We start from the raw sequence: 13,159 nt of genomic DNA, 5'->3' as shown, positions 1-13,159 counted from the left end.
CAAAACATAATACTAGCTTCAAACGAACATACATTCTTTATAACTTTTTTTCAATTTTTTCAATCTTCGCTAGAAGTTGAAAAGATGATTTACTAAAGTTCTCCTTAAATTTATCTTGTTCGTCATGTAAACGATTTTCCAACAAATACTCTAATAGTTCCAATTGGTCAATTAAACGTTCAATTTTATTCATACTAATTCCTCCCTTTTTAGAGTATGTTCCTTCTTTCTATGTAAATACCTTCCCTAACGACAAACGTTCTCTCAAACGGACAAAACTAGTGAAGTGTCGACATATAGCCATAGCTAATTGAAGACAAAATGGACTGACTATTTCCAAAGTTCTTTGGACGAAACATCTGCTCCTGCGGATACTCGTCAAAAAAAATTTTGGCTACACTATTACAGTTGGTTTTCCAAATCCCCATTTTCGGTCATCTTTTGGCGGATGTTGTCAAGTCACCCTCTTGAAATTTGCGAGGAAATGATGCGTTTGTGTTTGGATAATTAGAGAAAAAATACTTCCCACTCTTTTAAAAGCTTCTGAAGATACCATTTCGGAAGCTCTTTTTTCGATGGATACTCCTTATTTTTTTAGTTCCGCTTGCCATATGGATAAGCAAAAAAAATACAGTTCATTAGTTGGACAAATTATATTCTTTCTTTTTTAGAATTGTTGATTGGATAGGTAGAGTGCATGTCTTAGGGGATTAGCAAGCAAATCAAGACAATGCCCTTGCGAATAGAAAAATTAATTTTCTTCGACGAACTTGCGCAGCTTTCAAGCGTCCTTACAGCGGAAATCAGCCTGTTCCCGGGTAAAGCGAGTGATTAGCTTCTGAAAACCTGATATCCTATAAATTAAGAATATAAACCTCGTTTACTCGAGTTTATCTACATTTAAGTATTGTCATATACTCGATAGAACACTTTGCAACTAATAAATAGTAGGAGTATAATATTTTAAGATTTTGCTCGTAAGTGAAACTAAACCGGTAAGCTTATCGTCTAATTAACTTGTGATAAACTAATAGCATAAAGAGGTGATCTACTTGGCTATTCATTATCCAAACGGAAAAGTATACACGCCAAAAAAAGAACAAATAAGAATAAATAAAAAGGATTATTCTTTTAGTAATAGGGGTAAAACGTTGGAAGATGAGTTAAGTGACGCTAATGACTTTTATCTTTCAAATGATATAGCTGTAATTTATAAAAAACCAATTCCAATACAAGTAGTAAAAGTTGATTATCCAAGTAGAAGCAGTGCCGTTATTAGAGAAGCATATTACAGAACTCCTTCTACAACTGATTTTAATGGTGTGTACCGAGGGAAATATATTGACTTTGAAGCAAAAGAAACGGAAAATAGAACAGCATTTCCTTTGAAGAATGTTCATTCACATCAAATGGAACATATGAGAAAAGTAATGAAACAACATGGCATTTGTTTTTTACTTGTTCGTTTTTCAGCATTTGATCGTTATTTTTATCTTCCATTTGAACAATTAGAATTGTTTTGGGATAGAATGCATACAGGAGGTAGAAAATCTATTGCTTTAACTGAGTTTGAAGATCTAGCAATAGAGATTACCCCAAGATATACGCCAAGAATTGATTACCTAAAGATAATTGATAATTTGATCGTATAAAGTGAAAGTGAGGAGACGTTTATGAGTGAACAAAAAAGAACTCGTGAACAAAGAAGAAAAGAATTAAAACAAAAAAAACATTCAAAAAAACCTGTGAAAACATGGATTAAACGTATTATTGTTACCGTCTTAATTGTTGGGGTACTAGGACTAATTGGAGGAGGATCTCTTTTTGCTTATTATGCAAGCACTGCACCAAAGTTAGATGAATCTTCTTTAAAGGATCCTATAAGTCCAAAGCTTCTTGATGCAAATGGAGACTTATTCGCAACTGTTGGATCGGAGAATCGGGAATATGTACCCTATGATGAAATCCCACAACAAATGAGAGATGCAATTATCGCAACAGAGGACTCTCGTTTTTATCAACACAATGGTATCGATTTCTTGCGATTAGGAAAAGCAGTCATTGCCAACGTGACTGGAGGATTCGGAGCTCAAGGTGCTAGTACGATTACACAGCAAGTAATTAAAAACTCTTTCTTAAAAAACGAAAAAACATTAAAACGAAAAGCACAAGAAGCATATCTTGCTTTGCAACTGGAACGTAAGTATGACAAAAAAGAAATCTTTGAAATGTATTTTAACAAAGTATTAATGTCAGGAAGAATTTATGGATTCGGAACTGCTTCTGAATATTTCTATGGAAAAGAATTAAAAGATTTATCACTAGATCAGTTTGCTGTTCTTGCTGGTATGCCGCAAAGTCCGAACAATTATAATCCTTTTAAAAATCCGGAGCTTGCTCAAAAACGTAGAAATGTCGTTCTACATTTAATGAACTTACACGGCAAAATTTCGGACGCTGAAATGAAAAAAGCACAAGCGGTTCCAGTAGAGAGTTCTTTACTTCCTGAAGATCAGCGCATCGCTAAGAAGAATTCTAAATACGATGCCTTTATTGATGTTGTATTAGATGAATTAGAAAAAAATGGTGATGGTGATTCCATTGCTGATGGTATAACAATTTATACGACCCTTCAACCAAATGCTCAGAAACAAGTAGAAGCGAGTCTTAACTCGAATATTTTCCCGAATAAAGACATTCAAGCAGGTATCGCTGTTATTGATACAAAAACGGGAGCAATCGCTGCAGTTGGTGGAGGACGAAATTACGGAGCAATACGTGGATATAACTATGCGCATGATATGAAACTTAGATCTCCTGGTTCTACTATCAAACCATTGCTTGATTATGGCCCAGCAGTAGAATTTTTAAATTGGTCAACCGGACAAACAATTGTAGATGATAAAATTACGTACACTGGATCTGATCAAGTAGTAAGAAATTTTGATGGAAAATATAAAGGTGCTATGACTATGCGTGAAGCACTTTATAACTCTCGAAATGTACCTGCAGTAAAAACGTTGAAAGAAGTAGGTACAAAAAATGCCAAAGAATTTATTAATCGTTTCGGTATTGATATTGGTAATGTAACAGAAAGTAGTGCAATTGGTGGGACTTCAAAATCGATGTCACCAATTCAGATGGCTGGAGCTTACGCAGCCTTTGGTAATAATGGTGTGCACACAGAACCTTACTCTATTAATAAAATTGTCTACCGTGATGGAAAAACAGAAAAAAATTATCGTCCGGAGTCAGTTCCAGTTATGAAAGACTCTACCGCTTATATGGTGACAGATGTCTTACGAGATGTTTTAACAAAAGGAACTGCAACACGAGCTGCGATAAGTGGATTAGATATTGCGGGTAAATCTGGTACATCCAACTACGATTCAAATCAAATCAAACAATGGAACTTACCAAGTAGCGCTTTCCCAGATGTTTGGTTTGCAGGATACACTACAGATTACTCCATTGCGATATGGTCTGGTTATCCTGATATAAAAACACCAATGACTACAAACGAAGAACGATATTTACCTCAGCACCTTTTTAAAGAAGTGATGACTAATATTTCAAAAGGAAAAAATACTGGGCGCTTTAAAAAACCTAATTCAGTTGTTGAAGCAACCATCGAAAAAGGTACACATCCGCTTCAATTAGCAAGTGAGTTTACACCAGATGATTTAAAGAAAACAGAGTTATTTGTAAAAGGGACAGAGCCAACTTCTGTTTCAAATATTTACGAAAAGCCTGTACTAAATGCTCCCAATAATTTAAATGTGGAATATGATGAAGCATCTTCATCTGCAACATTAACATGGGACTTCGATAAACCAAAAGACAAAGAAGTGAATGTTAAATTTGAAGTATCAGTCTCTATTAACAATGGTGAAAATCAAGTACTTCAAACAACTGAACAACTAGGTTTAAATGTGCAAAGTTTAATTCCTGGAAGTTCGTATGTATTCACGGTTACTGCCGTTTCTGATGACGTTCGTAGTGATCCAGCATCTATTTCGCTTACTGTAAAGCCATTAGAAGAACAACCTATAATAGCCCCACCTGGCGAAACAGATGGAAATGATAATCCAGGTGACGGGAATAAAAATGGTAACGAAAACAATAATGGAAATAATAACGGAAATGGCAATAGCAATGGGAATAACAATGGAAATGGAAACAATAAAGGCAACGGGAACGGAAGTGGTAACAATTCAGGTGGAGACCAATCAGGAACAACACCTGATGATACTACAAATCCTGATGGTACTACTGGTTCTGACGATAGCTCCAATACAAACCCATAGTTTATTTTATAAATGGCCGATCCTAAGTCGAATTTCTCGACATAGGATCGGCCATTTTATTTTTTCAAGCTAAATTTATGCAAAATACAAGTGCTTTGGGCTTCTCTTTTCGCTACAAAAAGTCTAACTTCTCAAATGGTGAAAGCTTCGTATTCTCAACTGAAAACAACCATTTCTCCATATGAATAGTTATTTTTAAGTGACTAATGTAAATTAAGAATTAGCATTAGTCATTTTATACTCGGATGTTCTTAATCCCTATATTTCATATCAAAACAAAATTTTGTATTACCAATAAACTTGGATCTTTTCGATTAATTTTCTAATACACTATTTATCGACTTGAATCTTAATTGAAATTGGTTCAACATCCATCTTAATATTTAATGCAGCATAAGATCCGATTTGATCAATTCTTCCCCAGAATCCTTCTGTTAAATTGGTTTTTCTAAATGTAAATTTAAAACCATTTCCTTTTTTGTCATCATCCATGTCAAACCATAACGCTTCTGCTTTAGTTGCTTCATTATCAATTAAATCTTCTGTTAGAACCGTTTTCAATACTTGCTTTCCAAAGATACCCATTGCAATTGGATTTTTACTGTAATATTCGATTCCTTTAGTCGTTTTATGAAAATTATTCAAAGCAAAAGTTCCGTCCTTTACATTGAAACGATCCCCTTTTTCCAAATAATGCATTGTTACATTGTTCATGGCAAAGCGTTTCCCTTTTGGCACTGTCGACCCTTGAAGATCAACAATTATTAAACCACTTGCACCAACGACTTCAATACTGTCGTCTGCTCTTGTATAAACCATTGCCGAATTTTCATCTATTCCAAATCCATATCGTGTTTTGTTGTATTGAGTTGCAACAAGTAAACGACCAAAACGGCCACGTTCTAGAAAATGCTGGTCTACAATCCCATGAGTAAAGAATCCTAAACCTGTAGTAAGAAAAAGTTGATCATCATCAGTTTCCTGATCAAAGTTCTTAAGAATATGAACCCCATCAGTTAAGGCTCCTACGCTAGTTCCTGAAGCAATCATAGGGTTACTCATAACTGCAGCCCCAGCACTTGTTCCACCAAGGACCGCCCCGTTTTCATATATTTTTCTAATAGCTTTTAATACGACTGTATCTTTCCCGTCTGCCGTCACTAGTGTTTTAATATGACGTAATTGGTCACCGCCGACAAACCAAATCGCATCAAACTCTTCTATTTCTTTCGCAATTTCAGTACTGTTTCCGTTATCCTTCCAAGTCGATTCGTCAACCTCCTTAGTCAAAGGGTCATCGATTAATGCAATTGGCGCCGTATAGATGTTTTCTACTGGGACGCCGTAGCGGACGAAATCTTCTTTGTATCCATCAGAACTTTCAATCGGAACAGCGCTTGCAGCAGGGATTATCGCAATCTTTATGTCCTTTAATGCTTTCCCTTTGTATTCTTGGGCCAAGGTTAAGAATTTTTTGTAAACTACCTCATTATCGGAGCTTAATGCACCGCCTACAATAACAAGAGAACCAGCAGTCTTTGACAAACTATTTTGAGTTGCTTCTACTTGAAATGAAAACATGTTTATGGCAAACATCGATAAAACAAGGACAATAATAAACGAAAATTTTCTCAACATTAGTCCCTCCATTTTTTCTTATTCAAATGTCCCTTTGACAATTGACACTTTATTTTGAACCATCAATTGCCCCTTTGCAATGACACTATCTATTTCAAGTGTCCTTTTGTCTAGTAGTACAATATCAGCATCTGTTCCTTCTTGTATTCTACCTTTATTTGGCAGTTTGAGCACTTTAGCAGGATTTAACGTTATGACTTGTAGTGCAACTTCTAATGAAATTCCTTCATCTAGGACTGCGTCTCTAACCTCTTTATATAAAGAAGAAACAGATCCCACTTGAAGACCAATTAACTCGCCGTTTCGGTTAAATGTAGGCAAACTTCCTTGGCCATCAGATGAAAAGGTAATTTTTTCGATTGGTACCCCTTCATCAAGCATCTTCTTTAACCCTGTACTGGACTTTACTTCTCCTTCCTCTAAAAACTCCGGAACAGTACTCGTAGTTAAATCAACGTATCCTCCATTCAATGCATATTGAATTCCTGCAGTAAATAATTCCTCCGTCCGATTTATATGAGTCGGATGAAAATGAGAAATAGGAATATTGGTTTTTTTGACAACTTCCTCTAGTAAAGAAAGCTTTTCTTCCCCATCACCGACATGAATTTCCAACAGTCCAGCTTTTCCTGATAAAATCCCTCCGTTTCGTGCAGCAGATGCAATTTTTGCAATTTCACTAAACGTTGGTTCAGAAGATCGATGGTCAGATATGGCAATTTCTCCGACCCCAATTATTTTGTCAATAAAAATAATATCTTCTTGTATCTTGTTTGTTAATGTTCTTACTGGCAACTGATATGAACCTGAATGTATATAACATGTTACACCTTCTTCTTCTAAGCCCCGCGCTTTTGCGAGCAGACTTTCCATTCGTCGTGTCGTTCCATCTGTTCCAAGAAGTCCAATAACCGTAGTAATTCCCGCAGTTGTTAAACTAGTTAAGGTCAATTCAGGGGTTCGAGTCTTGAATCCACCTTCCCCACCTCCGCCAATGATATGAACATGGGCATCGATAAAACCAGGTACAACCAGCTTTTCAGAAGCATCAATCACCTTAATCGGAACAAAATCTTGTGGATGTTCAATGATTTCTTTAACGTAGCCGATTTTACTATCAACTATTAAAATATCTTTCCTTCCTAAATAATGAGGTGCGTACACTTCACCATTTTTAATCAACGTCAGCACAAACTTTCTCCTCCTTGGTTACTTTATCGATGTTAATTTGCTAAAATGGACCGTAATTTATCGCATGAGCAACAATAACTGCAATTAAACCAATCACAAATTGGATAATGACTAGCGGAAAAACCCATTTCGCCCATTTAGTCCAAGGAATCCCTGCAATAGCTAAACCAGCCATTAATGTACCAGCCGTAGGGAAAATAATATTTCCAATCCCGTCGGCAAATGAGAATGATAAAACAGCTGTCTGTCTAGTAATATCAAGCAAATCAGCTAGCGGTGTCATAATTGGCATTGTTAACATTGCATGGCCGCTTCCTGAGGCTAAAATAAAATGAATCACAGTTTGGAAGCCATACATACCGATTACACTAATCGTTCCTGGTACATGCTTAATCGCTTCTGATACTCCATGAAGCATAGGGTCGACAATATGCCCTTGACTTAATACGACCAATGTCGCTCTCGAGACACCGATAATTAGAGCACCTGTTATTAATGCAGCAGAGCCACTCATAAAGTTTTTCACCATATTGTCAATAGAGAGTTTTCCAACAATCCCCACTACAATTGTTAAAATAATAAATAAGGCAGCAATCTCTGAAAGATACCACTCGAATTTAATGACGCCATATGCCAAAACAACATAGGTTAATAGAAACGCTCCAAGAATCAGCTTGTGTTTGGTTGAAAGATTTATATTGGATTTCAACAGTTTATCTGCAGCTGACTTGTCGTAGTTTCCGTAAAACCCTAATTCAGGGTTTTTCTTCACCTTCATCGCATATCGATAAACAAATATAACAGAGACAAGGTAAACCACCACAAATAATACTAAACGTAGTCCTATTCCTGAGAAAAGTGGCAATTCTGCAATCCCTTGAGCAATTCCTACTGTAAATGGATTCATAACAGCTGTTGTAAAACCTGCAGCTGCACCAAGTAATACAATAGCCATACCAGTGATCGTATCAAATCCAAGGGCTAGTGCCAGCGGAATTAATAGAGGGATGTAGGCAAGTCCCTCTTCCGCCATCCCCATTAACGATCCCCCTGCTGCAAAGAATAACATCATGATAGGAATTAATAGCTTTTCTCGTTTTTGCAGTTTTCTAGCCATTGTAGCAATCAAAACATCAATTGTACCTGTTGCTTTAAGGACACCAAAAAAACCACCAATGATTAATACAAAGAAAATAATTCCTCCTGCTTCCACCATCCCTTTATGGATAGCTTTAAACATATCAAACGGATAGACTGGTGAGGATTCAATCCATTTAAAGGAGTCTGCTTCTACAATAGTCCGACCATCTACTTCTACACGATTGTATTCCCCTGCCGGTAAAATAAATGTTAAAATCATGGCTGCTACAACAACAAAGAATAATAAAGCAAATGCATTGATTTGAACCGGCTTTCTATTTGGTTTAATCGGTTCAACATTTTTACCCAATTGACTCATCTTCTCATCTCCCTTTTTTATTTTTAATGCCACACTCTTAATCTATATGCAATTTTTGTGCCAACTTAAAAAACGCAATAATTCTGAAAATTAAATCGATTAATATGTATAATTGGTCTTTTTTGGTTCTGTTTGGTGGTATAATTTAACCTAAAAGAACACCATTCAAAAAGGAGATTTCGATGATCAAACAATCGATCACATTAATTGCAGGCAGTATCCAAACGAAACAAGTCTTATATGAGCAACTTCAACAATTATTGGGAGACTATGTTCACATTACAAGTTTTGCAACAATGAACGGACTTCCAGCTCAATTGACTGCTGATTTTTTTCTATTCTCATCTGAGGTTACTAGAATAGAAGCAAATGAGATGTGCCATATATCGTGCAAAGAAATGATTGTAGGAAAACGAACGGTCCATCATCAATTTATTGATCAACTTTTAAAAATCCCACAAAATTCTAATGTGCTGATTGTTAATGATGATGATTTTGCTACGATTGAGCTAATTGAATCTCTTTATCAGCTGGGTATTGATCATTTTCGATACGTACCATTTAAAAGAGATCAGTTATTTTATAAAAATATCGATATCGCTGTTTCCCCAGGAGAGTCTCATCTTTGTCCTCCATCTATAAAAAATGTAATTGATATTGGAGTTAGGTTGTTCGATATGTCAACTATATTAAAAGTAGTTGAGTTCTTCGGATTAGGAGAAAAAGTTTCATCATTAATTTCAGAAAGATATATTCGTAACATTATTGATTTACAACGGGATCTATCCGTTGCAGAACAAAACGCTCAACATTTTAGTCAACATATTCAAAATGTTGTAAACACTGTCGATGACGGTATTTTAGCGATTAATCATCAGCAAAAAATTACCGTATTTAACCGTCGTTTAGAAGCCCTTTTTCATTTATCTGTAGATGACGTCATCCATAAACAGTTGAGTAATGTTATTGCCAGACAAGATATTATTGATTTTATCCTCCATAGTATTGAAGAAAGTAAATTCTTTACGATATACGGTGTGGACCTAGTTATATTCCGACATCAAATGGAAACAGAACATACAATTGTAGCGACATTTAAAAGTATTAATCAGGCGTTTGAAGTAGAAAAAATGGCGCAGCAAGAGTTAAAAAACAAGGGATTTTATGCAAAGTATAACTTTGGGGATATTGTTGGAGATCATCCAATACTCAAGGATTGTATACAAACTGCCAAAAAACTTGCCCTATCGGAGCATCCAATCTTAATTCAAGGAGAAACAGGAACTGGTAAAGAATTATTCGCCCACTCAATCCATCTACATTCAGTAAGAAAAAACGGACCCTTTATCGCAATTAACTGTAGCGCTTTAACAGAAAATTTGCTAGAAAGTGAATTGTTTGGGTATGAGGAGGGAACTTTTACAGGAGCTCAAAAAGGCGGGAAAAAGGGCTTATTTGAATTAGCGGATAATGGAACGATTTTTTTAGATGAGATTGGAGATATTAGCTTAACAGTTCAATCCCATTTATTAAGAGTTCTTCAAGAAAAAGAATTGAGAAGAATTGGTGGAAGAAAAGTAATTCCTGTAAATGTCCGGGTCATTGCTGCAACTAATAAAAATATTCAAACGAAATCTCAAGAAGGATCATTCCGTTCTGATTTGTTATACCGTTTAAACGTTCTTACCCTCACTGTACCCCCTCTTAGAAAGCGGAAAATAGATATACCTTTACTAGTAAAACACTTTATTACAAAAAGCGGGAAGTGGGTTAAGGTCGAGGAAGAAGTCCTAGAAAAGCTTCAGAGACAAGAATGGTTTGGTAATATTCGAGAATTAAAAAGTACAATTGATTATATGCTCACCATCTGTGATGGGGACAAAATTGAATTAAAGGACATTCCTCATGACCGCTTTCAAAAAGAAAGTATTCAAGATATCATAACAAGTTTTCCAATGCCTAAGGATCTATTAGAAATGCATGAATATCTATTCCTGTTAGAAACTATTAAGCAATGTAATGATAACGGCAAGCCTGCAAGTAGGCAACTTATATCAATAACTAGCGAAAAAAATGGTCATTATCTATCTCCACAACAGGTTCGACAAAGATTGAATTCATTGGAAATCGAAGGTTACATTACAAAAGGTAGAGGTAGAACTGGTACAAGGATTACTTCAAAAGGGGTCGATTATTTACATTTTATTACTACATATACAACTACTTAAGTCAGTAATCTCCTTTTAAGAAGAGCAGCATATGAATGTTGTTGCTTTCCCCTACGGTGGACGCTTTTCGCGGGCATGGCTTCAGTCTTCTTGGACAACAAGATGTTGGTCATGTGGCCCCGCAGAAGTCGTCGCCTCCGCTTCAAGCAACTAGTATGTATGGGATGTTGCTAAGTAAGATAGATTTTAAATCCTATGAACATTATTTAGTGAACTACAATCTATCCACTTAGCAATAGCTGGACTAAATCTTCTTGTTAGGTACCACTCACTTTATGGATTGTAGTAAAAGGTGGCGTCTCCAGTCGGAGGCCAACAGGATGTTGGTCACGAAGGCGTTGCCACACGATGTGGCGCTCTTAGCCTTTGTTCTTCTGTGAGACAGATGAGCAATCACAACGAACGCGTAGCGGCGCCCCCGCGGAACGCGTCCACCTGCCACGGAAATCCGCGGGATTATTTAATTCTTGATGCTTCCCCCCTGGACGTCATCCCTGCATCGGAAATTAACTTGTTCATTCCCTATAAATTTTTATACTTTCCAATTTCGTAAAAAAAGAAGGACATTAAATTAAATGTCCTTCATTAGGCGTGTTCTTCATATTCAACCTAGCCGACAATAAATAGAAAACGCAATCCTAACTATTTATTATCCAAAATTTTTTTCACCGCAATTTTCTTTTTGGTTTCTTTGAATAACTCATCAAGCTGACGGAAAGAAGTGTAGTTATGAATATTCTTTTTAATAAATTCCAAACGATCTGAAAAATTTATCGGTCTAGCCTCTTCCGACTCATCTAAAATTTGAGTCAAAAGTAGAATACTATGCTCCATCATATTGTGTCGTGATTCGTCTTCACTTCTAAAAAGCATTGCTAATTTCTCTTTTAATTGATCCCACTCAGCAAATTTGCTTCTGACATCTATGGAATTATCGTTAAACAACTTTACTCATCCTTTTCTTACCTTCTCGGCATACTGCCAATAATGGGCATTCCGGGCAATTTGGATTTTGAGCTTTACAATGATAGCGACCAAAGAATATGAGTTGGTGATGTGCTTTTGACCATAACTCTGTCGGTGTTTTTTTCATTAATGTCTCTTCCACTTGAAGAACTGAATCTTTCCATCTGCATAAACCTAACCGTTTAGCTACACGTTCAACATGAGTATCTACTGCAATCGCCGGGATATTAAATGCAACCGAAACAACAACATTTGCGGTCTTGCGTCCCACCCCTGGAAAAGTTGTAAGCAAGTCTCTATTCGCAGGAACTTCTCCATTATATATTTCAATAAGCTGCTTGCTTAACGCCTGAATATTTTTAGCTTTATTTCGATATAGGCCAATGGAACGAATATCATTTTGCAATTCTTCAATAGGTACTGCTAAATAATCTTCTGGCTGTTTATACTTTTGAAATAGATTTTTTGTTACTTTATTCACCAAAATATCTGTGCATTGTGCTGACAATAAAGTAGCTACTAGTAATTCGAATGGATTGTCATGAACGAGCTCACAATGAGCATCAGGAAACATTCGCTCCATCTCATCTAGGCAAAATTGCCATTGTGCTTTTGAAAGCAAATTTCCCCCTCCTACTCTCTCTCTTCTAACCAATTATAAAATGATACTTTTGTTGAACTAGAAGCATGTTCGACTTGATTTTGTGTTGGAATTTGTTGTCTAAAACTTGATGACTGTTTTTCTGCAGCTTCCACTGTTTTAATATTTTTCTTTTTCCATTCAAATAAAATTCGATCAATGTATCGTAAACTAAGCTTTTGAGACAAAACTGCTTCTTTAAGTGCTAACCGTATTAACGAAGGAGAATGTTGATCTTGATCGAACCACATGCCAATCGTTTCATATTCCATTGGTGATAGCAGTCTACCGAATTCTTGTTCAAATAATTTAAAAATATTTCCTTCTTCTAATTTTAACAAATCATCATCTACATTATTTTCTTTTTGCTCCGCAAAGTCTAAAAGTAAATTCCATAAGTATTGGAAATTATAATATTCATATCGTATACCGTCCTCATCAATTTGTTGTTCAATTTGAACAAACCCTTTTTGTACAAGACGTTGTAATATATTCGTTACTTTATTTTCATCAAAATGCGTACGTTCGACTAAGTTTTGTGGTGTGGGAAAGTGGTTTCCTGCTTCACCAAAAGCGATTAAATGTAAAAGTAAAATTGCTTCTTCATCTTTTACATCAATCATTTTATAATAGTTAAAAAAAAGCTGGGAAATGGTTACATTTCCCTGCTCAGTCCAAATACGGAGTCGATCTCGCTTTTGCATACTCGTCTCCCCTTTTTAAAATATTG

10 protein-coding genes are annotated in these 13,159 nt (G+C 35.9%); 3 read left to right on the top strand and 7 right to left on the bottom strand.

What is annotated here, in order from left to right; translation table 11 throughout:
- Positions 1–37 precede the first annotated feature (37 nt).
- A complete protein-coding gene (locus ACFVR1_RS03070; RefSeq protein ID WP_387580223.1) occupies positions 38–193 on the bottom strand; it encodes a hypothetical protein in 156 nt (51 codons plus the stop codon).
- 859 nt (positions 194–1,052) lie between these two features.
- Between ACFVR1_RS03070 and recU the strand changes: the two genes are divergently transcribed.
- Both recU and ACFVR1_RS03060 read left to right on the top strand, forming a co-directional pair.
- On the top strand, positions 1,053–1,652 hold the full coding sequence (gene recU, locus ACFVR1_RS03065; protein ID WP_387580221.1) for a Holliday junction resolvase RecU: 600 nt from the start codon (positions 1,053–1,055) through the stop codon (positions 1,650–1,652).
- A 21-nt stretch (positions 1,653–1,673) separates the two neighbouring features.
- Positions 1,674–4,307, top strand: coding sequence for a PBP1A family penicillin-binding protein (locus ACFVR1_RS03060; RefSeq protein WP_387580218.1), 2,634 nt, complete (start codon positions 1,674–1,676; stop codon positions 4,305–4,307).
- A 330-nt stretch (positions 4,308–4,637) separates the two neighbouring features.
- Here the strand turns inward: ACFVR1_RS03060 and ACFVR1_RS03055 are convergent, their stop codons facing one another.
- The 3 genes from ACFVR1_RS03055 to ACFVR1_RS03045 are packed head-to-tail and all read right to left on the bottom strand — an operon-like array spanning position 4,638 to position 8,595.
- Positions 4,638–5,945, bottom strand: coding sequence for a cyanophycinase (locus ACFVR1_RS03055; protein WP_387580215.1), 1,308 nt, complete (start codon positions 5,943–5,945; stop codon positions 4,638–4,640).
- Between the two features lie 18 nt (positions 5,946–5,963).
- Positions 5,964–7,136: a beta-aspartyl-peptidase gene (gene iadA / locus ACFVR1_RS03050; protein ID WP_387580213.1), complete on the bottom strand. Its 1,173-nt coding sequence runs from the start codon at positions 7,134–7,136 to the stop codon at positions 5,964–5,966.
- 40 nt (positions 7,137–7,176) lie between these two features.
- Positions 7,177–8,595: a YfcC family protein gene (locus ACFVR1_RS03045; RefSeq protein ID WP_387580210.1), complete on the bottom strand. Its 1,419-nt coding sequence runs from the start codon at positions 8,593–8,595 to the stop codon at positions 7,177–7,179.
- 182 nt (positions 8,596–8,777) lie between these two features.
- Between ACFVR1_RS03045 and ACFVR1_RS03040 the strand changes: the two genes are divergently transcribed.
- Complete coding sequence (locus ACFVR1_RS03040) at positions 8,778–10,823, top strand: sigma-54 interaction domain-containing protein (RefSeq protein WP_387580208.1); 2,046 nt, start codon at positions 8,778–8,780, stop codon at positions 10,821–10,823.
- A gap of 642 nt (positions 10,824–11,465) precedes the next feature.
- Here the strand turns inward: ACFVR1_RS03040 and ACFVR1_RS03035 are convergent.
- The 3 genes from ACFVR1_RS03035 to ACFVR1_RS03025 are packed head-to-tail and all read right to left on the bottom strand — an operon-like array spanning position 11,466 to position 13,133.
- Complete coding sequence (locus tag ACFVR1_RS03035) at positions 11,466–11,768, bottom strand: YpoC family protein (protein WP_387580206.1); 303 nt, start codon at positions 11,766–11,768, stop codon at positions 11,466–11,468.
- Complete coding sequence (nth, locus tag ACFVR1_RS03030; protein ID WP_387580204.1) at positions 11,761–12,411, bottom strand: endonuclease III; 651 nt, start codon at positions 12,409–12,411, stop codon at positions 11,761–11,763. Before nth ends, ACFVR1_RS03035 begins: the two co-directional genes overlap by 8 nt.
- 11 nt (positions 12,412–12,422) lie before the next feature.
- Entirely contained in the window at positions 12,423–13,133 is a 711-nt protein-coding gene (locus tag ACFVR1_RS03025) for a DnaD domain-containing protein (RefSeq protein WP_387580202.1), read from the bottom strand.
- Positions 13,134–13,159 lie beyond the last annotated feature (26 nt).

Origin of the sequence: Psychrobacillus sp. NPDC058041, from assembly GCF_042885655.1 — a bacterium.
Taxonomy (GTDB): Bacteria; Bacillota; Bacilli; order Bacillales_A; family Planococcaceae; genus Psychrobacillus.
Note: the sequence above shows the minus strand (reverse complement) of the source record. Positions and strands in the feature narration are given on the sequence as shown.

Coding starts and splice junctions, on each gene's coding strand:
- ACFVR1_RS03070 (WP_387580223.1), bottom strand. CDS start 193: ATGAATAAAATTGAACGTTTAATTGACCAATTGGAACTATTAGAGTAT.
- ACFVR1_RS03060 (WP_387580218.1), top strand. CDS start 1,674: ATGAGTGAACAAAAAAGAACTCGTGAACAAAGAAGAAAAGAATTAAAA.
- ACFVR1_RS03055 (WP_387580215.1), bottom strand. CDS start 5,945: ATGTTGAGAAAATTTTCGTTTATTATTGTCCTTGTTTTATCGATGTTT.
- ACFVR1_RS03045 (WP_387580210.1), bottom strand. CDS start 8,595: ATGAGTCAATTGGGTAAAAATGTTGAACCGATTAAACCAAATAGAAAG.
- ACFVR1_RS03040 (WP_387580208.1), top strand. CDS start 8,778: ATGATCAAACAATCGATCACATTAATTGCAGGCAGTATCCAAACGAAA.
- ACFVR1_RS03025 (WP_387580202.1), bottom strand. CDS start 13,133: ATGCAAAAGCGAGATCGACTCCGTATTTGGACTGAGCAGGGAAATGTA.